This is a genomic window from Pseudomonas sp. Eqa60 (assembly GCF_018326405.1).
In the GTDB taxonomy this organism is placed as follows: Bacteria; Pseudomonadota; Gammaproteobacteria; order Pseudomonadales; family Pseudomonadaceae; genus Aquipseudomonas; species Aquipseudomonas protegens.
In genome coordinates this window covers 6,844,378-6,865,831 of sequence record NZ_AP024342.1, presented here as the reverse complement: position 1 = coordinate 6,865,831, position 21,454 = coordinate 6,844,378, and the positions used below count along the sequence as shown (strand labels likewise).

Below are 21,454 nucleotides of genomic sequence, written 5' to 3'. Positions count from 1 at the left end.
CCTCGGGGTTGTGCATCGCGCTGACGGATGCCTTCGCTGGCAAGCCAGCTCCTACAGAAAGGTAGGCGCTGTGAATGTTCATCGTCCTGTAACCGACCCGCCGCCAAACCGTAACCGCCGACGTCCATCGTGAAGCTTCCGTACTCGCATTGGGAGACTCGAAATGGCCCGGCCTTACGAAGAGAGCAACAGCGCAGTCAAGACCCGTCGTCAGCAGGAAGACCAGCGCCGCATGGAATTTCGTCGTGCGATCGAACACCGCTTCGAGCTGCGTCAGTTACAGCAGCAAATCAACGATTACCCCGAGCTGGACGCCGTCAATTACTGGCAGGCGGCGCCCGCAGCTTCCCGTCGAAGCGTTCAACCAAGCCGCTGATCTGCACCCGTTCGCTGCGGATGAATCCCAGGAACGCATGCGCTACCGGTGACAGGCGCTTGGCTTTGGCCTGCACCAGGCACCAGCTGCGCAGCAATGGCAGCTCTTCGACCGGCAACTCGACCAACCCGCCGGTCGCCAACTCAAGGTTCAGGGCGTGGCGCGTCAACAAGGCCACGCCCAGACCTGCCCGCACGCACTCGCGCTGAGCCTCGGCCGACGATACTTCGAGGATCTGGGTGAAGTGCACGCGCTTCTCCTTGAAATACTCCTCGCACGCCAGGCGTGTGCCTGAACCCTGTTCGCGCAGTACCAGCGTGTAGGGCTCCAGGTCCTGCAGGCGCAGCGGGCCCATGTGGCTCAGGGGGTGCTCCGGCGGGGCCACCGCGACGATCGGGTTGTTGAGGAAGGGCAGGAACTCCAGCTCCATGTCCTGGGGCACCATGGACATGATCACCAGGTCGTCGCGATTGTCCGAGAGCCGGCGGATCACCTGGGAGCGGTTGACCACCGTCAGTTGCAGGTGCACTTCCGGGTGCTGGCGCTTGAAGGCGGCGAACAGGTGCGGCACGAAGTACTTGGCGCTGGATTCGATGGCCAGCTTGAGCTGGCCCTGCAGCGAACCCTGCATGTCGGAGAGCTGCATGTCGAGGTTCTCCAGGCGCCCGAAGATGTCCCGGCTGGCCCGTTGCAGCGCTTCGGCGGCTTCGGTCATGTAGAGCTTCTTGCCCACATAGTCGAACAGCGGCTGGCCGATCAGCTCCTCCAACTGGCGAATCTGCAGGCTGACCGCGGGCTGGGTGAGGGACATTTCATCAGCGGCGCGGCTGTAGGAGCGTAGATCGCAGACTTCATTGAAAATCTGCAACTGACGCAATGTCAGTCTCATCAAGGACTTGCGCATTTCTTGAGGCCTCGCGCCAAGGGCTGGTGGCATGACTATAAGTCTTTACTTATGCCCAACCCAATAATTATTGATTTTTGTTAATCCCTCTGCAGAGCTAGTGTGTCGCTGCGACTGACTTGAAACATTTGGTCACGCGCCGACTCGGTCTAGCGGGTCGTCTGTTTCAACGGCTCAAGGGAACCTCCAAGTGATAAAAAAGATCCTGATCGCCAACCGTGGTGAGATTGCCGTACGAATCGTGCGTGCCTGCGCGGAAATGGGCATCCGTTCGGTAGCGATCTTCTCCGACGCCGATCGCCATGCCTTGCATGTAAAGCGCGCGGATGAGGCCCACAGCATTGGCGCCGAGCCGCTGGCCGGCTACCTGAACCCACGCAAACTGGTGAACCTGGCGGTGGAAACCGGCTGTGATGCGCTGCATCCCGGCTATGGGTTTCTCTCGGAAAACGCCGAACTGGCGGACATCTGCGCCGAACGTGGAATCAAGTTCATTGGCCCGTCGGCGGAAGTGATCCGCCGCATGGGCGACAAGACCGAAGCCCGCCGCAGCATGATCAAGGCGGGCGTGCCGGTGACTCCGGGCACCGAAGGCAACGTGGCCGATATCCACGAAGCCCTGTCCGAAGGCGACCGCATCGGCTACCCGGTGATGCTCAAGGCCACCTCCGGTGGTGGCGGGCGCGGCATCCGTCGTTGCAACAGCCGTGAAGAGCTGGAGCAGGCTTTCCCCCGGGTCATTTCCGAAGCCACCAAGGCCTTCGGTTCGGCGGAAGTGTTCCTGGAAAAGTGCATCGTCAATCCCAAGCACATCGAAGCGCAGATCCTCGGTGACAGCTTTGGCAACGTGGTGCACCTGTTCGAGCGCGACTGCTCGATCCAGCGCCGCAACCAGAAGCTCATCGAGATCGCCCCGAGCCCGCAGCTGACCCCGGAACAGCGCGCCTACATCGGCGACCTGTCGGTGCGCGCGGCCAAGGCCGTGGGCTACGAGAACGCCGGCACCGTGGAGTTCCTGCTCGCCGAGGGCGAGGTGTACTTCATGGAGATGAACACCCGGGTGCAGGTGGAACACACCATCACCGAAGAAATCACCGGCATCGATATCGTCCGCGAGCAGATCCGCATTGCTTCCGGCCTGCCGCTCTCGGTGAAACAGGAAGACATCCAGCACCGCGGCTTTGCCCTGCAGTTCCGGATCAATGCCGAGGACCCGAAGAACAACTTCCTGCCCAGCTTCGGCAAGATCACCCGCTACTACGCCCCCGGCGGCCCGGGCGTGCGCACCGACACGGCGATCTACACCGGCTACACCATTCCGCCGTTCTACGACTCCATGTGCCTGAAACTCGTGGTCTGGGCCTTGACCTGGGAAGAAGCGATGGACCGTGGCCTGCGCGCCCTGGACGACATGCGCCTGCAAGGGGTCAAGACCACCGCCGCCTATTACCAGGAAATCCTGCGTAACCCGGAATTCCGCAGCGGTCAGTTCAACACCAGCTTCGTTGAGAGCCACCCGGAACTGACCAACTACTCGATCAAGCGCAAACCCGAAGAGCTGGCCCTGGCCATCGCCGCCGCCATTGCCGCCCACGCAGGCCTGTGAGGAATAAAACAATGTCCAAGAAGATTCATGTAACCGACACCATCCTGCGCGACGCCCACCAATCGCTGCTGGCGACCCGCATGCGCACCGACGACATGCTGCCGATCTGCGACAAGCTCGACAAAGTCGGTTACTGGTCCCTGGAAGTCTGGGGCGGCGCCACCTTCGATGCCTGCGTGCGCTTTCTCAAGGAAGACCCCTGGGAGCGCCTGCGCAAACTGCGCGCCGCGCTGCCCAACACCCGCCTGCAGATGCTCCTGCGCGGCCAGAACCTGCTGGGCTACCGCCATTACAGCGATGACGTGGTCCGGGCCTTCGTGGCCAAGGCGGCGGTCAATGGCATCGACGTGTTCCGCATCTTCGACGCCATGAACGACGTGCGTAACCTGCGGGTCGCCATCGAAGCGGTGAAAGCCGCCGGCAAGCACGCCCAGGGCACCATCGCCTACACCACCAGCCCGGTGCACACCATCGAGGCCTTCGTGGCCCAGGGCAAGCAGATGGAAGCCATGGGCTGCGACTCCATCGCGATCAAGGACATGGCCGGCCTGTTGACCCCTTACGCCACCGGCGAGCTGGTCAAGGCGCTGAAGGCCGAGCTGTCGCTGCCGGTGTTCATCCACTCCCACGACACCGCCGGCCTGGCTGCGATGTGCCAACTCAAGGCCATCGAGAACGGCGCCGACCATATCGACACCGCCATCTCCAGCTTCGCCTGGGGCACCAGCCACCCGGGTACCGAGTCCATGGTCGCAGCCCTCAAAGGCAGCGAGTTCGACACCGGCCTGGACCTGGAACTGCTGCAGGAAATCGGCCTGTACTTCTACGCCGTGCGCAAGAAGTACCACCAGTTCGAAAGCGAATTCACCGCCGTGGACACCCGGGTGCAGGTCAACCAGGTGCCGGGCGGGATGATTTCCAACCTGGCCAACCAGCTCAAAGAGCAGGGCGCCCTGAACCGCATGAACGAAGTGCTGGCCGAGATTCCACGGGTCCGTCACGACCTGGGCTACCCGCCGCTGGTGACCCCGACTTCGCAGATCGTCGGTACCCAGGCGTTCTTCAACGTCCTGGCTGGCGAGCGCTACAAGACCATCACCAACGAAGTGAAGCTCTACCTGCAAGGCGGCTACGGCAAGGCTCCGGGGGAAGTCGACGAGAAACTGCGGCGCCAGGCCATCGGCAGCGAAGACGTGATTGACGTGCGTCCCGCCGACCTGCTGAAGCCGGAAATGACCAAGCTGCGTGGCGAAATCGGCGCCCTGGCGCATTCCGAAGAAGACGTGCTGACCTACGCCATGTTCCCGGACATCGGGCGCAAGTTCCTCGAAGAGCGTGAGGCCGGCACCCTGGTTCCGGAAGTGCTGCTGCCGATTCCTGAAGCGGGCGGCGTGAGCAAGCCGGGCGGTGAAGGCGTGCCCACCGAGTTCGTCATCGACGTCCACGGCGAGACCTACCGCGTCGACATCACCGGCGTCGGGGTCAAGGCCGAAGGCAAGCGCCACTTCTACCTGTCCATCGACGGCATGCCGGAAGAGGTGGTGTTCGAACCTCTCAACGAATTCGTCGGCGGTGGTGGCAGCAAGCGCAAGCAGGCGAGCGCCCCGGGCCATGTCAGCACCACCATGCCGGGCAACATCGTCGATGTGCTGGTCAAGGAAGGCGACACGGTCAAGGCCGGCCAGGCGGTATTGATCACCGAAGCCATGAAGATGGAGACCGAAGTCCAGGCAGCCATCGCCGGCAAGGTCGTGGCGATCCACGTGGCCAAGGGCGACCGGGTCAACCCGGGCGAGATCCTGATCGAGATCGAAGGCTGAGTTCAGGCCTTCATCTGCAACGCTTTACCTCGGGGAGGCTACGGCCTCCCTTTTTTTGTCCACGATTTGCCTGAGTGCATTTTAGTGCACTTATTGTCTGCAAAAATTGGCTGTATCTGCATTACAATGCATTTCGCAGAGGTAATGACGCACCAAAAGTGCATTAAATTGCAGGTAATGAATGCTACAGCTGACTTTACAGGTCCATCGCGCCGGGACGTGGAGCGATGCGATGACCCTGATTTTCGAGCATCCCGAGCAGGGCTTCACCAGCCCTTGCCGTCTGGGTTATGAGCAGTCGTACCTGGCAGGCAATCTGGAAGCCTTTGCCACGCCGCTGGCGGGATCGGTGAGTGTGCGTCTGCCGCTGACCTGGGAACTGCTGCGCAGTCCGGGCGCCCCGGCGTTCCTGTATGACATTGCGCCGACGCTCACCATGCAGCGTTTTTTGGCCGAGCGCTCGGTGGACGCGCGCCCCGCCGGCATTGCCCCCGACTTGTTCCTGCTGGCCCGATCCAGCGCGGCCCCCATGGGCAATCTGCGGATCAAGGAGTCCCTTGCCGCCATGAATGAATGGCCGCTGCTGGGGTTCTCCCGGGCCGAGGTCAGCGCCCGCGACAACCGCTTTCTTGAATACGCCCATGAACAGGGAGCGGCAATGAGCGGTGCCACCGGTGCCGTTGGCGAGGCGACGAAGCTGCTGCTGACCCAGGGGCGAGACGGGTTGCTGTACCCCGATGCGCTGTTGGAAGACAGGTTGGCGGCGTGCCACTGGCTGGTGAAATGCCCGCCAGAGCAGGCGACGCCAAATGACTGCGACATGCTCAGAAGCGAGTTCCACTACTACCGGGCGCTGCAGCAGCTGGGCATCGATACGGTTCCCGCCCAAGGCCTGGCCCTGGAAGAGGAGCGGCAGCCGAGCCTGTGGATGCGACGCTTTGATCGTCGCCTGCACGGGCAGGGTGTGGAACGGCTGGCGCTGGAGTCCATCTATTCCCTGGCGGGGTTGCCCGGCCAGAGCCTGGGCATGCGGCACACCAAGGTCCTGGGGCTGCTGGCCGAACTCTGGCGAACCGCCGGGCAGGCCTCGGCGATCCCGGAGCTGGTGGCCGACTACCTGCGTCGGGACCTGCTCAACAAGATCCTTGGCAACTCGGCCAACCATGGGCGCAATACCTGGATCATCCGTCACGAGGGCCAGGTGCAGTTGGCGCCGATCCACGATCTGGCGCCGCGAGTGATGGATGACAAGGGCATTACCCGCAGCACCAAATGGCCCGGCCGGATGGAAGTGGCGGGTGATATCGACTGGCGCCAGGTGTGTGCCAGCCTCAAGCCGCTGATCGATCCCGATGCTGCGCTGACGCGCCTGCGCGAAGATGCCGAACGGCTACGGGCCCTGCCGGACCTGCTGAGTGCCGGGGGCTTGCCCGAGGCCACCCTGAATCACCCGCGCATTTACCTGCGTGACCTGGATCGACGCCTGCAGGAGTGGGGTTTGCGATGACTACGACCCTGGAACAGCGCGGCCTGCTGATCGATAACATCCGCCAGGAACTGGCCGCTGGGCGTTTGTCGGTTGGTGATGCGGTCAAGCGCCTGCGCACTGAAGTCACCGGGTTGCATCAGAGCCAGTTCGCCAGGATGTGCCGGATTTCCCTGCGTACCCTGATCCATATCGAACACGGCGACGGCAACCCGACCCTCAAGTCGCTCAACGCGGTGTTCAAGCCTTTCGGCCTGCAGATGGGAGTGGTTTCCCTGCGCCCTTGAGCTTCACCCGCGCTGAACGTAACCCTTGCCGTAATGCCTTTCCATCCGCGCCTGGATCAGTTCCAGGCCGATGGACAGCAGCCAGTAGATCAGCGCCGCGGTGCTGAGCATTTCGATATAGCGGTAGCTGGAACGGCCGTAGGACTGGGCCAGGAACATCACTTCCCAGACCCCCATTACCGAGATCAGCGACGAGTCCTTGAGCATCGAGATGAACTGGTTGGTGGCCGGCGGAATGATGGTGCGCATGGCCTGGGGCAGGGTCACCTGCCAGAAGATCGCGCTGTCGCTCATGCCCAGGGCCAGGGCGGCCTGGCGCTGGCCTTGGGGCACGCCGAGGATGCCGGCGCGGAAGATCTCGCTGAGGTAGGCGCCGTAGTTCAGCGACAGGGCGATGATCCCGGCGGTAATGGCGCCCGGCACCACCCCCAGTTGCGGCAGGCCGAGGTAGATCAGCAGGATCTGGATCAGCAGCGGCGTGCCGCGAAAGAACGAGGCGTAGAAGCTGGCAATCCCGAAAGCCACGGCGCTTGAAGACAGGCGTGCCAGGGCGGTGATGAAGCCCAGCAGCGACGAAGCGACGATGGAGCAGGCGCAAAGGAACAGGGTCAGCGCCGCGCCCTGGAGGAAACCACTGGGGGACAGGTGCAGGCCCAGCAGGTTCGGCAGCTTGTCGAGGATGATCGAGAACTTCAGGTCGAAGCTCAGGAAGAAGCTGGCGAACAGCACCAGCAACGCGGCCCAGGTCAGGTACAGGCGGGTGCGAAAGCCCAGCAGGCGCTTGAGCAGCGGTGCAGCCACCGATTGTGGTGGCTGCGGCGGTGGCGTGTAGGCGGTCATTGGCTGATGTCGGCGCCGATCCATTTCTGCGACAGCTTGCTCAGGGTGCCGTCCTGCTTCAGCTGGGCGAAGACTTCACGCACCTTGGCATTCCACTGGGCATCGCCTTTCTCGATGGCCACCGAGTTGGGCTCGGCGTACAGCGGCTCGCCGGCCAGCTTGAAGCGCGAGTCCTGGGTCAGGCGCGGCTGGGCGGTGACCAGGTTGGTGAGGATCGCATCCAGGCGCACGCCCGGGCCCAGGCCGAGGTCCTGGAAGGCCACGTTGTCGGTGTCGTAGGGAGCGATCTGCACATTCTCGAAGGGGTATTGCAGGTGGGTGTCCTCGGCGCCTTCGATCACCAGGTTCTTGTTCAGGTAGCCCTCGTAGCTGGAGGCGGCGGTGAGGCCGACCTTCTTGTCGCTCAGGTCCTGGGCGCCGTGGATCCGTTCATCCTTGGCGTTGACCACGATTACCGCCGGCGAGGCGTAGTACTGCACCGGGAAGTCGAAGACCTCGGCGCGGGCCTTGCTCGGGGTCATGGAGCAGATGCAGATGTCGTAGCGCCCGCTCCAGCGTCCGGCGGCGATCACATCCCAGGACGGGGTTTCCAGGCGCAGCTTGACGCCGAGCTTGTCGGCCACGGCCTTGGCCACGTCGACGTCGAAGCCGTCCAGCTGGTTCTGGTCATTGAGGAACGAGAAGGGCGGATAGCTTTCCATCAGCACTCCGACCAGCTCCTTTTTCTGCTCGATACGTTCCAGGGTGGCGCCGGCGAAGGCTTGGGAAGAGGCGGCGAGAAGGGTCAGGCCGAGGGCCAGCAGCGGTTTGAAATTCATCGGAATCCTGACTGAAAAAGAGTTGTTATTAACCGAATGGTGCGTATTTAATAGTTATAAGAACGACTCCGGTAGTGAGTTATTTTCATAAGCATATGAGTAAAAAGCATATGGGCGCAGGCAATACGGTAATTCTCGATGGCGGTATGGGGCGTGAACTGCAGCGTCGCGGGGCGCCGTTCCGGCAGCCTGAATGGTCGGCCCTGGCGCTGAGCGAGGCGCCCCAGGCGGTTGAGGCGGTGCACGCGGCCTATATCGACAGCGGTGCCAACGTGATCACCAGCAACAGCTACGCGGTGGTGCCGTTTCATATCGGCGAGGAACGTTTTGCCGCTGAAGGCCAAGCCCTGGCGGCTCTGGCCGGTGAGCTGGCGCGCCGCGCAGTAGAGGCCTCCGGCAAGCCGGTGCGGGTCGCGGGTTCGTTGCCGCCGCTGTTCGGTTCCTATCGCCCGGACCTGTTCGATGCGTCCCGGGTCGAGGAAGTGCTGAGCCCGCTGGTCAAGGGCCTGTCGCCTTTCGTGGACCTGTGGCTCGCAGAAACCCAAAGCTCCATCGCCGAGGCGCGGGCTATCCACGCCGGCCTGCCCAAGGACGGCAAGCCGTTCTGGCTGTCCTTCACCCTGAAGGACGAAGAGGTCGACGAAGTGCCGCGCCTGCGTTCCGGCGAACCGGTGGCAGAAGCGGCGGCAGCGGCGGCGCAGTTGGGCGTGCAGACCCTGCTGTTCAACTGCAGCCAGCCGGAAGTGATTGGTGCGGCAGTGGATGCGGCTCGTGAAACCTTCGAGCGCTTGGGGGTGCAGATCCATATCGGCGTGTACGCCAATGCCTTCCCGCCGCAGCCCGAGGATGCCACCGCCAACGATGGCCTGTGCCCGCTGCGTGAAGACCTGGACCCGCCGGGTTATCTGCAATGGGTGGCGGACTGGCACCAGCGCGGTGCCAGCCATGTGGGCGGTTGCTGCGGCATTGGGCCGGAGCATATTGCGGTGTTGGCGCAGAAGCTCGGTTGAGTCCTTCGCCGGCAAGCCGGCTCCTACACAGGCCTGTAGGAGCCGGCTTGCCGGCGAAAATCCCGCTTACCCGCGACACTCCGCCAGCGACTTGAGCTGCCCCGAGCCGCTCTGGTTCTCATCGCTGAGCCATTGCTCGAAACCCTTGGCAATCACCGGCCATTCCCCATCCAGGATCGAGAACCACGCGGTATCGCGGTTCTGCCCCTTGGCCACCATGTGCTGGCGAAACACACCCTCGAAGCTGAAACCCAAACGTTCCGCGGCGTAGCGCGAGCGGGCATTGGCGTTGTTGCACTTCCATTCCAGGCGCCGGTAACCCAGGGCGAAGGCTTCCTTGGCCAGCAGGTACACCGCTTCAGTGCTCTTTGGCGAACGTTGCATCGGTGCACCGAAGGTTACATGGCCGATCTCGATACGCCCCTGGGCCGGGACGATGGACATCAGGCTGATGAGGCCCTGGGCCTGGCCGCTGGCGCGGTCGATCACGGTAAAGAAGTACGGGTCGCTGGCGACGGCGTGGTTAGCGAGCCAGGCATCGAACGCCGCACGCTCGGGGAAGGGGCCATAAGGCAGGTAGTTCCACAGCACGGGGTCGGCGCCAGGGCCTTGCAGCACCTGGAACAGATCGTCGCCATGGCGCGCCGGGTCGAGCCTTTCCAAACGGATGAAGCGCCCTTCAAGCAGGGTGGCCGAAGGGGCGGGAACGCCTTTCCAATCGGCGAGTGAAATCGACATGCAGTGGCTCCTTGGCAACTCAGAGGGGTTTGCGGAACTGGATGAAACCTGGGCGCTCGGCAATACGCTCATACAGCTGGATGGCTGTGGCATTGGTTTCGTGGGTCAGCCAGTGCACCTTGGCGCAGCCGTCCTGTTTCGCCTGGGTGTAGACGAACTCGATCAGTTGGCGGCCGACGCCGGTGCCGCGCTGGTCCGGGGTCACCAGCAGGTCCTGCAGGTAGCAGGAATTCTCGATGCTCCAGTTGGAGCGGTGGTAGATGAAATGCACCAGGCCCACGGCGCGCTCGCCGTCCCAGGCCAGGGCCGCGTGGGTCGGCTCGCCGGCATCGAGAAAACGCTGCCAGGTGCTTTGGGTCACGGCGTCCGGCAGTTCGGTTTCGTAGAAGCTCAGGTAGGCCTGCCATAACGGCAGCCAGGCGGCATGGTCGGCAGCGGTGACGGGGCGGATCTGGATCTGGCTCATGAAGGCTCCTTTGTTGTTCTGTACGAAAAATGTTCTGTACGCCTAACCCATCAGCCGGGACAGTTGTTGGTCGCCCAGGTCGGCGCTGGCCGCCAGCCCTTCGCGTACCCCGGCAATATCTTCGACATTGCGGTTCTGGCTGAGCTTGCGCTTGCCTTCCAGGCGCTGGATCGGCAGGGCAAAACCGACAATCGCCCGCAGCATGCTGTCGAGGTAGTCGGCCGGGGCATCGGCCACCTTCCACGGTTGTGGGCGACCGGCTTCGTGACGCTCGGTCAGGCCCTCCACCACCTTCAGCAGCCGCTGCGGGTCGGTGAATACCTCGGGTTGGCCGTAGGCGTGCACCGCCACGTAGTTCCAGGTCGGCACCACTTTGCCGTGTTCGGCCTTGCTCGGATAGAACGACGGGCTGACGTAGGCGTCTTCGCCGGTGAAAATCACCAGAGCTTCGGCACCACTGGCCAGCTCGGCGCACTGCGGATTGGCCTTGGCCAAGTGCCCGTAGAGGGTGCCATTGGCGCCCTGTTCGGGGCTCAGCAACAGTGGCAGATGACTGGCCTGCAGGCCCAGGGCACCCCAGGTCACCAGGGTCGCCAGACGGCTGTGCTGCATCACCCCGTGCAGGCGGGTGAGGTCTTCATCGACGAAAGCGCGAGGTAGGTACATAGAAAAAATCCTTGGCGAGTGGCTGCATCCTAGGCAGGCTAATGGTTCGTTGTAAGAGCCATCTCTGGTCTATTTTGTAGGTCCAATTGCCCGGGTGAACCTCGATGAACAGTGCCGTACCCCCGTTGTCCTTCAACCCTGCCGGCATCGAGCTGGACCGCCGCCAGGGCCTCAGTCGCCAGCTGTACCAGGCCTTGCGACAGCGGGTACTGGACGGGCGCCTGGCCAGTGGTACGCGCCTGCCTGCCAGCCGCGACCTGGCCGCCGCCCTGGGGATTTCCCGCAACAGCGTGGTGCGGGCCTATGACCAGCTGTACGCCGAGGGTTTTATCGAAGGGCGGGTCGGTGACGGCACCTATGTGGCGCAATTGCCGGAAACCCGATTGCCGATCAAAAAACTATCCACAAAAGTATCCACAGGGTTTTCAACAGGCTTACCCACAGGTTTATCCACAAAACAGGCAGAAATGGCTGGTGATTTATCCAGTAAAGTTATCCACAGCAGTGGCTGGCAGCGCCTGCAAACCCATCATTTGAGTACCCCGCCCAAGGGGCCGCCACGGGCTTTTCGGGTTGGCGTGCCAGCCTTCGATCTGTTCCCGTTCGAGGTCTGGGCCAAGCTGAATGCGGCTTTCTGGCGCAGGCCCGACCTCGGGCAATTGTGCTACGGCGACTCGGCGGGCGATCCGCGGCTGCGCAGCCTGATCGCCGCCTACCTGCGCAGCGCTCGGGGCCTGAACTGCACGGCTGAACAAATTGTGATCACCAGTGGCGCGCAGCAGGGCATCAGCCTTTGTGCACAGCTGCTGGTGGAGCCCGGCGACAAGGTGGCTGTGGAAAACCCCGGCTACCGCGCCGCGGGGCATGCCTTCGCCCTGGCGGGTGCGCAGTTGCAGGGCGTGGCGGTGGACCAGGAGGGCATCGACTGCCGCCAGCTGGAGCAACTGGACAGCTGCCGCCTGGCCTATGTCACGCCGTCCCACCAGTACCCCACCGGGGTGATCATGAGCCTGGCCCGGCGCCTGGAGCTGCTGGCCTGGGCCGAACGCAGCCAGGGCTGGATCATCGAGGACGACTACGACGGCGAGTACCGCTACAGCGGTGCGCCCCTGGCCCCCCTGGCGGCGTTGGACCGCCAGGGCCGGGTGATCTACGTCGGGACCTTCGGCAAGGTCGCCTTTCCGGCCCTGCGCCTGGGCTACCTGGTGCTGCCGCCGACCCTGGTCCAGGCCTTCGCCCAGCGCCGGGCGGTGGACGTGCGCCATTCCGAGGTCAGTACCCAGGCGGTGATGGCCGAGTTCATGGCCGCCGGGCACTTCCAGCGGCATATCCGGCGCATGCGCCGGGCGGCCCTGAGCCGGCGCAACACCTTGCTGGCGGCCTGGCCGCAGGCGATCGGCGGCGTCGGGCCACTGCCCGGCGTGGCGGCGGGGCTGCACCTGACGGTGCGGGTCGACAGCCTGGCGCGGGAACAGGAACTGCTGGCCCAGGCCGCCAGTGTGGAGGTCGAGGTCGCCGGCCTGAGCAGCTACTGGCTGCCGCAAACCACCTTGCCCGAGGACCAGCGGGCCGGGCTGGTGCTGGGCTTCGCGGCTGTGCCGGAAGCCGATATACAGGCTGCGGTAAGCCGTTTGCGCCAGGCCTGGCGGGCCTGACGCGGTATACTCGCGAGCATTTCCCGCGCGAGAACCCCCATGAGCCAGACCCTCTCCCTGGCGCCTGAACGCAAGTTCGGCGCCCCGCTGTTCGCCTTGCTGCTGCTGGTGGCCGGTGCTCTGTTCCTGCAAGCCCAGGTGGGTGCCCGCCAGGTGCTGCTGTTGCTGCTGGGCGCTGCCCTGGGGCTGACTCTGTACCACGCGGCCTTCGGCTTCACCTCGGCCTGGCGGGTGTTCATCCGCGACCGGCGTGGCGCCGGCCTGCGAGCGCAGATGGTCATGCTGGCCCTGGCGGTACTGCTGTTCTTCCCCGCGCTGGGGGCGGGCAGCCTGTTCGGCCAGCCGGTGGTGGGGCTGGTGGCGCCGGCCGGCGTCTCGGTGATCTTCGGTGCCTTCATCTTCGGCATCGGCATGCAGTTGGGCGGCGGTTGCGCCTCGGGCACCCTGTTCACCGTTGGCGGCGGCAATGCGCGGATGCTGGTGACCCTGGCGTTCTTCATTTGCGGTTCGCTGATCGCCACCCATCACGTCGACTGGTGGTTTGCGCTGCCGTCGCTGCCGCCAATCTCTATCGTCCAGAGTTTTGGTGTAGGCCCGGCGCTGGGCCTGAGCCTGTGCCTGTTCGCGCTGATCGCGGTGCTCACCCTGACCCTGGAAAAGCGCCGTCATGGCAGCCTTGAAGCTCCGGTCCCCAGCGAGCACCAGGGCTGGCGCCGGCTGCTGCGCGGCCCCTGGCCGCTGGTCTGGGGCGCGGTAGCCCTGGCTCTGCTGAACTTTGCCACCCTGGCCCTGGCGGGGCGCCCATGGGGCATTACCTCGGCGTTCGCCCTGTGGGGCGCCAAGGTCGCCAGCGGGCTGGGGGTGGACGTAGGCAGCTGGGTGTTCTGGCAGGGCGCGGCGAATGCCAAGGCGCTGGCGGCACCGGTGTGGCAGGACATCACCAGCGTCATGGACATCGGCATCGTCCTGGGTGCGTTGCTGGCGGCAGGATTGGCGGGACGTTTTGCCCCCAACCTGAGAATCCCCACCCGTTCCCTGGTAGCGGCGGTAATCGGCGGCCTGCTGCTGGGCTACGGTTCGCGCCTGGCCTATGGCTGCAACATCGGCGCCTACTTCAGCGGCATCGCCTCCGGCAGCCTGCATGGCTGGCTGTGGCTGGTGGCGGCCTTCATCGGCAACGGCGTGGGCGTGCGCCTGCGGCCCTGGTTCTTCGCCGAAGAGCGCACCCCCCAAGGCCTCACCGGCTGCTAAACGCCACTGTGTAGGAGCCGGCTTGCCGGCGAACAGCGGCGACGCGGTCTATCACCCACCGCGTCCTCGTCGTTCGCCGCCCACCAGAACACCGCCCGTGTGCTTGCGCCGGATCAGGTCCCGGACTTGATCTTGGTCCAGGCCCGGGTCCGCGCCCGCTCTGCATCACGGGGCAACGGCTGCAGCGTGTACAGGGTGCTCATGGCCGCTTCTGTCGGATACAGGTTGGGGTTGTTGCGGATCGAAGGGTCTACCAGTCCGGTCGCGTCCTTGTTCGGGTTGGGATAACCGACAAAGTCGCTGACCGGGGCAATCACCTGGGGTTGCAGCAGGTAGTTGATGAAGGTGTAGGCATCTTCCGGGTTCTTCGCGCCCTTGGGGACCGCCAGCATGTCGAACCAGATCGGCGCGCCTTCCTTGGGCAGGCGCATGTCCACGGTCACGCCGTTCTTGGCTTCTTTGGCGCGGTTGGCGGCCTGGGAGAAGCTCCCCGAATAGCCCACGGCCACGCAGATATCGCCATTGGCGATGTCGGCCATGTACTTGGACGAGTGGAAGTAGGTGATGTACGGCCGGATCTTCATCAGCAGCGCTTCAGCCTTCTCGTAGTCCGCCGGTTTCTTGCTGTTGGGGTCCAGGCCCAGGTGCTGCAAGGCCAGGGGCAGGATTTCCGACGGCGAATCCAGCAGGGCCACGCCGCACTGCTTGAGCTTGCTGATGTTCTCTTCCTTGAAGATCAGGTCCCAGCTGTCCACCGGCGCCTTGTCCCCCAGGGCGGCCTTGATCTTGTCCGGGTTGAAGCCGATCAGGATGGTGCCGTACATGTAGGGCACGGCGAACTTGTTGCCCGGGTCGTTGGCCTCGATCAGCTTCATCAGCTTGGGGTCCAGGTGGTTCCAGTTGGGCAGCTTGCTGCGGTCCAGGGGCTGGAACACCCCGGCCTCGATCTGCTTGGCCAGGAACACGTTGGACGGCACCACCACGTCATACCCGGAGTTGCCGGTCAGCAGCTTGGCCTCCAGGGCTTCGTTGGTGTCGAAGATGTCGTAGACCAGCTTCACCTGGCTGTTCTGGGCCTTGAAGTCTTCCAGGGCCTTGGGGGTGATGTAGTCGAACCAGTTGTACACCCGCAGGGTGCGTTCTTCGGCGTGGGCGGCGGTCCCCAGCAGGCTGGCGCACAGGGCGGGGATCATTAAGCGTTTGAGTCTTTGCATGATGCGAATCCCTCACTGGGCGCTTTGGAAGCCTTCGAGAACGTTGACGGCGTTGATGCCGATTTCCTCTACCGCATAACCGCCTTCCATGACGAACAGCGTCGGCTTGCCGAGGGCGGCGATGCGCTTGCCCATGGCCAGGTAGTCCGGGCTGTCGAGTTTGAATTGCGAGATCGGGTCGTCCTTGAAAGTGTCCACGCCCAGGGACACCACGATGATGTCGGCGCCATAGCGCTGGATTTCGTTGCAGGCCTGCTCCAGGGCTGCGCTCCACGCATCCCAGCCGCTACCGGCGGCCAGCGGGTAGTTGAAGTTGAAGCCTTCCCCGGCGCCTTCGCCGCATTCGTCGGCATAGCCCAGGAAGAACGGGAACTCGGCTTCCGGGTGGCCGTGGATCGAGGTGAAGAGCACGTCGCTGCGCTCATAGAAGATCGACTGGGTGCCGTTGCCGTGGTGGTAGTCGACGTCGAGGATCGCGACCCTCCTGTGGCCCTGATCGAGGAACGCCTGGGCAGCAATGGCGGCGTTGTTCAGGTAGCAGTAGCCGCCCATCAGGTCGCCGGCGGCGTGGTGTCCCGGTGGCCGGCACAGGGCGAAGGCACTGTGGGCGCCATTCTGGATATGGGCCTGGGCGGTCAGCGCCACCTGCGCCGCGCTATAGGCCGCCTGCCAGGTGCCGGCGGTGATCGGCGCGCCGCCGTCGAAGCTGTAGTAGCCGAGCTGGCCGTGGAGGCTGGTGGGAATCACGCTGCGCAAGGTACGCGCCGGCCAGGTGTAGGGCAGCAGGTCGCCGTCGATGCCCTGTGCCGCCCAGCGCGCCCAGGCGCCCTTGAAGAAGTCCAGGTAGGACCGGCTGTGGATGCGCTCGATGGGCTCCAGGCCGAAGTCCTTGGGTGCCTCTACCGGCCCCAGGTTTTGATGTTTCACCCGATCCAGCACGTGGTCGGCCCGGGAAGGCATTTCGAAGCAGGGCATCAGTTGCCCGTCGATGAGTTCGCAACGGCCGTGGTGCAGGTGGTGATCGTCCGAGTAGATCGTCAGCATTTTCTTGTTCTCCGCAGGCTGATTCGGTGGAGCACAGTCTTGCGGGGCGCGGGGTTTGGGAGAACGGCAGGAGCGGCCAAAAGGGGATTGATGTGGCCAAAGTGTTTGACCGAAATTCGCCCCTTAAAGAGGCATGGCGCCCCGTTGCGGGGCGCCATCCGGTTTCAGCTGGCAGGCGGGGTAGGGGCGTAGCGCTGCAGGACCTTGAGCATGTCCTCGCGTTTTTTCCGGGCAATGGCTTCCAGCAATATTGCGTAGCCCTTTTTCTCGCAGTGCTGGCCGACATTCGGGTCGGCGCCTTTCTCCAGCAGCAGGGTGAACATCTCCAGGGTGTCCTGCTGGCTGACGGAGGGCGACTGGGCGTCGGCGGAGGTCTTGTCGGCGACCAGGGTCAGCAGGCTTTCGCCGACGGGCTGGTTGTTGCAAACGGCACGGCCGTAGCTCAGGTTGAGGTTGGCGCCGGCCGCTATCAACTGCTTCATGGCCACGTAGTTGTTGCCCGAGAAGGCCCGGTACAGTGCGGTTTCGCCGTCATTCTTGTTGCGCAGGTCGAGGTTCTGCGGGTACTGCAGCAGCCAGCTGAAGCCTTGCAGGCTGCGCTTGTTCTCGGCCATCTGCATCAGTGGCGTCACGCCCTGGCTGTCGGGTTCGTCGATGGCCACGCCAGCCTCGATGAGGAACTTCAGGCGCCCGCCCTGGCTCAGGTCGGGGCTGTCGCCCAGGTCGCGGCGCATGGCCAGGGTCGCCAGGGTGGTCCAGTTGTACAGGCCGCTGGTGTGGGCGCCGTGCTCCAGCAGCAGCCGGGCGATGTCCAGGTGCGGTGCGTCCAGGGCGTGCAACAAGGCGCTGCGGCCATCGTCGGCCATGACCTCGCCGCTGATGCCACTGGCCAGCAGGCGCTGCACTTCGCTCAGGTCGCCGGCATCCACCGCGTCCACCAGCGGCCAGAAGGCCTGGCAGTCCCGGGGGTTGGCGGCGTTCAGGCCCAAGCGCTGCAGCACCCGGGGCGGGATGCTCATCTGGCGCTTCAGGCGCAGGCCGCAATACACCCGGTAACCCTCGATGGCCCGGCCCTGGTGGATGTTGTCCTGCGTGCGTTGTTGGTAGATCGCCCAGTCCAGGTCCGCCAGGTTGAGGTAGGTCGGCATGCGCCCCGGGTCGCGGCGCAGCACTTCCTTGAGCCAGGGGCGGGCGGTTTGCAGCTGCCCGGCTTCGCTGGTCCAGTAGGCGATGTCGTTGAGCAGGCCGGCGTATTCACGGCGCTCGGTGGCGATGCTGCGAAAGTCATGGGTGACGAAGAAGTCTTCCACTTCGCGGATGCCCGGCAGTTTGTCCTTGGCCGTGCGCAGTTGTTCGTGCAGCGCGCGGAACTCTTTCCACAGGCTGTCCGGGGTCGAGGCTGGCGCAGGCACAAAGGCATTGACGGTGATCGGCCCGCTGCCTTGGGTGAAGGGGCGGAACCACGGCGGGAATGTCTCCAGGGCCTGCAACCACTGCCGCCCGGTTTCCTCGCTGATGGGTTGCAACGGGGTGAATTCCATCTGGCCAAGGTCCTGGCGGTGACTGATGGCCAGCAACGGGTGTTGCGGATCGCGTTGGTCGATCAGCAGGTAGCGCCCGCTAAGTTGCCATTCGGATGGCTCCTTGCACTGGAAGCTCAGGGGCGTCAGGGTGATGCCGGGGACCAGGCTGTTGCTTGTGGGCCAGATGTCGTTGACCTGGATGTCATCGCCCGGGGTCACACAGGCCCGCAGCTCTTCAGGGCTGAACAGGGCCATCGGCGGCGACTTGTAGACCCGCTGCCGGTACTGCAGGTCCTGATAGGCATTGAAGTAGAACAGCCCGCGGTACTGGCTCAGGACAATCCGCAGCGGCATCCGCGCCAGGCCCGGCAGGGGGAACGGCTTGAGCTCCAGGGTGGCGGTTTCCGGGTAGTCGAGGACGAAGTTGCGGCGCATTCCCGACCATTTGAACCAGGCCAGGTCCAGGTCGAAAGCCTGGGCCACGGGGGTGGCAGCCAGCAGTGCCAGCGCCAGGCCAAGCCCGCGAATGCCGATGCGCCGGGCGATGGCGCCTGAGAATAGCTTCAACGTTGCAGTCCCTTGCCGATAGAAAGCTCGGCAATGTAATGCAATCGGCACTGTTGTGCCGGGCTTTGTTTCAGAGGCGCAGCGGGTTCGGCGCCACGCCTCAAAGACGAAACGTCGTCGCCGGCGGTGGCGGCGCAAAGCCTTGCAGCACCTTGAGCATGTCGTCGCGCTTGCGCCGGGCCATGATCTCCAGCAGCCAGGTGTAGCCGTTGTTCTTGCAGTAGCGGCCGACGTTGGGGTCGGCGCCACGTTGTAGCAGCAGGGTGAACATGTCCAGGCTCTCTTGCTGGCTGACCCAGGGATTGATGACTTCGGGCGAGCCCTGTTCGGCGACGATCATCAGCAGGCTTTCGCGAATCGGCTGCTGTGCGCAGAAATCGCGGCCGTAGCTCAGGTTGAGGTTGGCACCGGCCGCCACCAGTTGCCGGGCAGCAGCGTAGTTGCCTCCCTTGAGCGCCAGGAATAGCGCGGTTACGCCGTCTGGCCCGCTGCGTTTGTCGAGGTCCTGGGGGTGCAGCAGCAGCCAGTTGAAGCGCTCGATGTCCTCGCGGTTTTTCGCCATTTCCTGCAGCGCGGTGCCACCCTGGGCGTCCTGCTCATCGATGGCGGCGCCGGCCTGCAACAGGAACCCAAGGCGCTTGGCCCGGTTCAGGTCGGGGTTGTCCTTGAGGTCGCGGCGCATGGCCAGGACCACCTGGGTTCGGCCGTTGTACTGGCCGTCGGGGCGGGCGCCATGGGCCAGCAACAGCCGGGCGATGTCCAGGTCTGGCTTGTCCAGCGCGTGCAACAGCACCGGGCGCCCGTCGGCGGCGATGACGTCGCCGCTCAGGCCGTTCTCCAGCAGGCGCCGGACTTCGCCCGCGTCACCCTGGTCCACCGCCGTCACCAGCGGCCAGGCGCTTTGGCAGGCCGGTTCGCTGGGTGCCTCAAGGCCCAGGCGTTGGGTGACCCTGGCGGGGACCCCAAGTTGGCGTTGCAGGCGCAGCCCGCAATACAGCCGATAGTTCTCCATGGCCCGGCCCCGGTGCCGGGTGTCCGCGGGCTGCTGTTCGTACAGGCGCCAATCCAGGTCCGCCAGATTGAGGTAGGTCGGCATGCGCCCCGGGTCGCGACGCAGCACGTACGCCAGCCAGGGGCGGGCGCTCTGCAACTGGCCGGCCTCGGTGGCCCAATAGGCGATGTCGTTGAGCAGGCCCGGGTAGGTACTGCGCTCGGGGGCGATCGCGCGAAAGTCTTGACGGCTGAAGAACTCTTCCACCCGAGCGATGCCCGGGGCCTTGTCTTTGGCATCGCGCAATTGCGTGTGCAGCTGGCGAAATTCTGTCCAGACCTGCTCCGCGCTGGGCGGCGGCGCATAGGGCTTGACGCTGAGCTGGCCGCTGCTGGCGTCAAAGGGTTCCAGCAGCTTCGGGTACTTCTGCAGGGCTTGCAGCCATTGCTGCTGCAGTTCGGGGCTGGTCGGTTGCTGCGGGGTGAAGTCGATCCGTGCCTCGCCCTGGCGCTGACCGATGGCCAGCAACGGCCGCTGGGGATCGCGGCTGTCCACCAGCAAGTAGCGATTGCTCAACTCCCAGCCTGGGCTCTGGCAGTCGAAACTCAGCTTGGTCAGGCTCAGGGCGGCTTCCAGTTGCTTGCTCGGCGGCCAGTTGTCGGTGGCCTCAACGGGTCGCTGCTCGGGCACGCAGACCTGTAGCGCCTGGGCATCGAACAGCGGCAAGGGCGGCGACTTGTAGACTCGCTGCCGGTACTGCCCATCCGCATAGCCATTGAGATAGAACAACCCTTGGTATTGGCTGAGGATCACTCGGGCCGGCGCCTGGGCCAGCCCGGGCAGGGGAAAGGGTTCGAGTTGCAGCGTGGCGGTTTCCGGGTCGTCCAGGAGGATGTCGCTCTGCATCTCCCACCATTTGATCTTGGACAGGTCGAACGCCTGGGCGACAGGGACGCCAGCCAGCAGCACCAGTGCCAGGCAAAGCCTGCGAATGCCGATGGCGTGTGTGAATAGGTTCAAGCGTGCAGTCCCTTGCCGGTAGAAAGGTCGGCAATGTAATGCAATCGCCAGCGTTGTGCCGGGGTTTTTGTCAGGGCCGGAACTGGCTCGGCGCCACGCCGCTCCAGCGGATGAAAGCATGGCGAAAGCTCGCGGTTTCGCTGAAGCCCAGGGCCTCGGCGATGCGGTAGATGGGCATCTGGTCTTCGCAGAGCATCTGCTTGGCGCGCTCGAAGCGCAGCTCGTCCAGCAGTTCCTGATAGCTGCACCCCAGGTCCCGCAGGTGGCGGCGCAGGGTCCGGGCCGAGCAGTTCATCTGTTCCGCCAGCCCCTCCAGGCCCGGTGCGGCGTCCAGCTGCGCCGCCAGCAACTGGCGGATGCGCCCCAGCCAGGCCTGGCGCCCGGTGAACTCGGTGTTCTGCTTGCGGCAGCGTTCGGCCATGGCCTGGTGGGTGATCACGTCCGCCAGGGGCAGGGGCTGGTCCAGCCAGCGCTGGTCGAAGGCGAAGGCGTTGCTGCTGGCGTTGAATTGCAGCGGGCAGTCGAAAGGTTCGCGGTAGCGTTGCTGATAGTCCGGGGCCGGGTAGTCGAAGCGCGCGCCCAGTAGCGGCAGGGCGTGGCCCAGCAGGTCGTCGCAGATGACCTTCAGCGACACCAGGCAGAACTCGGTATTGAACGCGGCCAGGGCCGGGCTTTCGCGGTAGTCGGCGGCGGTCAGCCAGATGCGCGAACCGTCGGTTTCCAGGCTCAGTTCGAAAAGTGTTCCCATCAGCGCCGGATAGCGCAGCGCCAGGCGCAAAGCGTCACCTAAGGTGGCACTGGTGAGCAGGGCATAGCCGAGCATGCCGTAGGAGGAAACGTGCATGCGCCGGCCCAGTTCCAGGCCGATGTCCCGTTGCAAGGCCACGGCGTTGGCGCACACCAGCATTTCCTGGTTGGTGGTGATGCGAGTGTCGGCGCGGCTCAGGTCGGCGGGGTTTATACCGCTGCCGGCCAACAGCGCGCCGCCGGCCTGGCCCTGGTCCTTGAAGGTGTTGAGGATCAGGGAAACCGCATTGAGGGTGGTGAGGTGCGAGTGCAGCATGCGCAGATTCCAGCCTGGGAAAGACCCTTAACCGGAGCAAGTTGCATGCCGCCCGCGATCAGGCCTGCGGTTTGCCGGCCAGCGACATGCGGCATTCCCGGCGTTGTGT

General features: G+C 64.4%; 19 protein-coding genes. 8 read left to right on the top strand and 11 right to left on the bottom strand.

The features are described from left to right. The first annotated feature begins 163 nt into the window (after positions 1-163). Entirely contained in the window at positions 164-376 is a 213-nt protein-coding gene (locus tag KI242_RS31250; protein ID WP_072451902.1) for a hypothetical protein, read from the top strand. Here KI242_RS31250 and KI242_RS31245 read toward each other — a convergent pair. After that, positions 318-1,280 (bottom strand): LysR family transcriptional regulator, encoded by a 963-nt coding sequence (locus KI242_RS31245; protein ID WP_015637535.1) that lies wholly within the window; start codon positions 1,278-1,280, stop codon positions 318-320. The genes KI242_RS31250 and KI242_RS31245 overlap by 59 nt on opposite strands. A 190-nt stretch (positions 1,281-1,470) precedes the next feature. Here KI242_RS31245 and KI242_RS31240 point away from each other — a divergent pair, with 190 nt between their 5' ends. The 4 genes from KI242_RS31240 (at position 1,471) to KI242_RS31225 (ending at position 6,479) form a co-directional block, all read left to right on the top strand. Continuing rightward, complete coding sequence (locus KI242_RS31240) at positions 1,471-2,886, top strand: acetyl-CoA carboxylase biotin carboxylase subunit (protein ID WP_015637534.1); 1,416 nt, start codon at positions 1,471-1,473, stop codon at positions 2,884-2,886. A gap of 11 nt (positions 2,887-2,897) precedes the next feature. Then, on the top strand, positions 2,898-4,706 hold the full coding sequence (oadA, locus tag KI242_RS31235) for a sodium-extruding oxaloacetate decarboxylase subunit alpha (protein WP_015637533.1): 1,809 nt from the start codon (positions 2,898-2,900) through the stop codon (positions 4,704-4,706). Between the two features lie 232 nt (positions 4,707-4,938). Continuing rightward, the gene (locus KI242_RS31230; RefSeq protein ID WP_041752701.1) at positions 4,939-6,213 is read left to right on the top strand and encodes a HipA domain-containing protein; all 1,275 of its coding nucleotides are present in this window, start codon (positions 4,939-4,941) and stop codon (positions 6,211-6,213) included. Beyond that, entirely contained in the window at positions 6,210-6,479 is a 270-nt protein-coding gene (locus KI242_RS31225; RefSeq protein WP_011064320.1) for a helix-turn-helix transcriptional regulator, read from the top strand. The genes KI242_RS31230 and KI242_RS31225 overlap by 4 nt, the downstream gene beginning before the upstream one ends. A 3-nt stretch (positions 6,480-6,482) precedes the next feature. Here KI242_RS31225 and KI242_RS31220 read toward each other — a convergent pair whose 3' ends face one another. Both KI242_RS31220 and KI242_RS31215 read right to left on the bottom strand, forming a co-directional pair. Further along, positions 6,483-7,319 carry an amino acid ABC transporter permease gene (locus KI242_RS31220; RefSeq protein ID WP_015637531.1) on the bottom strand — a complete coding sequence of 279 codons (837 nt, stop codon included), beginning with the start codon at positions 7,317-7,319 and terminating at the stop codon, positions 6,483-6,485. Further along, positions 7,316-8,137 carry an ABC transporter substrate-binding protein gene (locus tag KI242_RS31215; protein ID WP_015637530.1) on the bottom strand — a complete coding sequence of 274 codons (822 nt, stop codon included), beginning with the start codon at positions 8,135-8,137 and terminating at the stop codon, positions 7,316-7,318. Before KI242_RS31215 ends, KI242_RS31220 begins: the two co-directional genes overlap by 4 nt. 110 nt (positions 8,138-8,247) lie before the next feature. On the opposite strand from KI242_RS31215, the gene KI242_RS31210 reads away from it, so the two are divergent. Beyond that, positions 8,248-9,147, top strand: coding sequence for a homocysteine S-methyltransferase family protein (locus KI242_RS31210; protein ID WP_041752699.1), 900 nt, complete (start codon positions 8,248-8,250; stop codon positions 9,145-9,147). 66 nt (positions 9,148-9,213) lie between these two features. On the opposite strand, the gene KI242_RS31205 is transcribed toward KI242_RS31210, so the two are convergent. The 3 genes from KI242_RS31205 to KI242_RS31195 are packed head-to-tail and all read right to left on the bottom strand — an operon-like array spanning position 9,214 to position 11,017. Then, entirely contained in the window at positions 9,214-9,885 is a 672-nt protein-coding gene (locus tag KI242_RS31205) for a GNAT family protein (protein ID WP_053160498.1), read from the bottom strand. A 19-nt stretch (positions 9,886-9,904) separates the two neighbouring features. Beyond that, entirely contained in the window at positions 9,905-10,351 is a 447-nt protein-coding gene (locus KI242_RS31200) for a GNAT family N-acetyltransferase (protein WP_053160496.1), read from the bottom strand. A gap of 42 nt (positions 10,352-10,393) precedes the next feature. Beyond that, positions 10,394-11,017 (bottom strand): FMN-binding negative transcriptional regulator, encoded by a 624-nt coding sequence (locus tag KI242_RS31195; protein WP_053154662.1) that lies wholly within the window; start codon positions 11,015-11,017, stop codon positions 10,394-10,396. A 104-nt stretch (positions 11,018-11,121) separates the two neighbouring features. Between KI242_RS31195 and KI242_RS31190 the strand changes: the two genes are divergently transcribed. Both KI242_RS31190 and KI242_RS31185 read left to right on the top strand, forming a co-directional pair. After that, on the top strand, positions 11,122-12,672 hold the full coding sequence (locus KI242_RS31190) for a PLP-dependent aminotransferase family protein (RefSeq protein ID WP_053160492.1): 1,551 nt from the start codon (positions 11,122-11,124) through the stop codon (positions 12,670-12,672). 39 nt (positions 12,673-12,711) lie between these two features. After that, positions 12,712-13,923: a YeeE/YedE family protein gene (locus KI242_RS31185; RefSeq protein WP_072443406.1), complete on the top strand. Its 1,212-nt coding sequence runs from the start codon at positions 12,712-12,714 to the stop codon at positions 13,921-13,923. A gap of 113 nt (positions 13,924-14,036) precedes the next feature. On the opposite strand, the gene KI242_RS31180 is transcribed toward KI242_RS31185, so the two are convergent. The 5 genes from KI242_RS31180 to KI242_RS31160 all read right to left on the bottom strand — a co-directional run bounded on the left by KI242_RS31180 (position 14,037) and on the right by KI242_RS31160 (position 21,345). Next, positions 14,037-15,137, bottom strand: coding sequence for a polyamine ABC transporter substrate-binding protein (locus tag KI242_RS31180; RefSeq protein ID WP_047290070.1), 1,101 nt, complete (start codon positions 15,135-15,137; stop codon positions 14,037-14,039). Positions 15,138-15,149: 12 nt separating this feature from the next. Then, positions 15,150-16,181 (bottom strand): histone deacetylase family protein, encoded by a 1,032-nt coding sequence (locus KI242_RS31175; protein ID WP_123472595.1) that lies wholly within the window; start codon positions 16,179-16,181, stop codon positions 15,150-15,152. Between the two features lie 164 nt (positions 16,182-16,345). Further along, complete coding sequence (locus tag KI242_RS31170; protein WP_212805800.1) at positions 16,346-18,271, bottom strand: ankyrin repeat domain-containing protein; 1,926 nt, start codon at positions 18,269-18,271, stop codon at positions 16,346-16,348. Between the two features lie 100 nt (positions 18,272-18,371). Then, a complete protein-coding gene (locus tag KI242_RS31165; protein ID WP_212806406.1) occupies positions 18,372-20,168 on the bottom strand; it encodes an ankyrin repeat domain-containing protein in 1,797 nt (598 codons plus the stop codon). A gap of 184 nt (positions 20,169-20,352) precedes the next feature. After that, positions 20,353-21,345, bottom strand: a complete 993-nt coding sequence (locus KI242_RS31160; protein ID WP_015637519.1) for an AraC family transcriptional regulator — start codon at positions 21,343-21,345, stop codon at positions 20,353-20,355. Between the last annotated feature and the right edge of the window lie 109 nt (positions 21,346-21,454).

Excerpts from the sequence above, each read along its gene's own strand:
- KI242_RS31250 (WP_072451902.1), top strand. The coding sequence starts at position 164 with ATGGCCCGGCCTTACGAAGAGAGCAACAGCGCAGTCAAGACCCGTCGT.
- KI242_RS31245 (WP_015637535.1), bottom strand. The coding sequence starts at position 1,280 with ATGCGCAAGTCCTTGATGAGACTGACATTGCGTCAGTTGCAGATTTTC.
- oadA (WP_015637533.1), top strand. The coding sequence starts at position 2,898 with ATGTCCAAGAAGATTCATGTAACCGACACCATCCTGCGCGACGCCCAC.
- KI242_RS31230 (WP_041752701.1), top strand. The coding sequence starts at position 4,939 with ATGACCCTGATTTTCGAGCATCCCGAGCAGGGCTTCACCAGCCCTTGC.
- KI242_RS31225 (WP_011064320.1), top strand. The coding sequence starts at position 6,210 with ATGACTACGACCCTGGAACAGCGCGGCCTGCTGATCGATAACATCCGC.
- KI242_RS31220 (WP_015637531.1), bottom strand. The coding sequence starts at position 7,319 with ATGACCGCCTACACGCCACCGCCGCAGCCACCACAATCGGTGGCTGCA.
- KI242_RS31215 (WP_015637530.1), bottom strand. The coding sequence starts at position 8,137 with ATGAATTTCAAACCGCTGCTGGCCCTCGGCCTGACCCTTCTCGCCGCC.
- KI242_RS31210 (WP_041752699.1), top strand. The coding sequence starts at position 8,248 with ATGGGCGCAGGCAATACGGTAATTCTCGATGGCGGTATGGGGCGTGAA.
- KI242_RS31205 (WP_053160498.1), bottom strand. The coding sequence starts at position 9,885 with ATGTCGATTTCACTCGCCGATTGGAAAGGCGTTCCCGCCCCTTCGGCC.
- KI242_RS31200 (WP_053160496.1), bottom strand. The coding sequence starts at position 10,351 with ATGAGCCAGATCCAGATCCGCCCCGTCACCGCTGCCGACCATGCCGCC.
- KI242_RS31195 (WP_053154662.1), bottom strand. The coding sequence starts at position 11,017 with ATGTACCTACCTCGCGCTTTCGTCGATGAAGACCTCACCCGCCTGCAC.
- KI242_RS31190 (WP_053160492.1), top strand. The coding sequence starts at position 11,122 with ATGAACAGTGCCGTACCCCCGTTGTCCTTCAACCCTGCCGGCATCGAG.
- KI242_RS31185 (WP_072443406.1), top strand. The coding sequence starts at position 12,712 with ATGAGCCAGACCCTCTCCCTGGCGCCTGAACGCAAGTTCGGCGCCCCG.
- KI242_RS31180 (WP_047290070.1), bottom strand. The coding sequence starts at position 15,137 with ATGCAAAGACTCAAACGCTTAATGATCCCCGCCCTGTGCGCCAGCCTG.
- KI242_RS31175 (WP_123472595.1), bottom strand. The coding sequence starts at position 16,181 with ATGCTGACGATCTACTCGGACGATCACCACCTGCACCACGGCCGTTGC.
- KI242_RS31165 (WP_212806406.1), bottom strand. The coding sequence starts at position 20,168 with ATGCAGAGCGACATCCTCCTGGACGACCCGGAAACCGCCACGCTGCAA.
- KI242_RS31160 (WP_015637519.1), bottom strand. The coding sequence starts at position 21,345 with ATGCTGCACTCGCACCTCACCACCCTCAATGCGGTTTCCCTGATCCTC.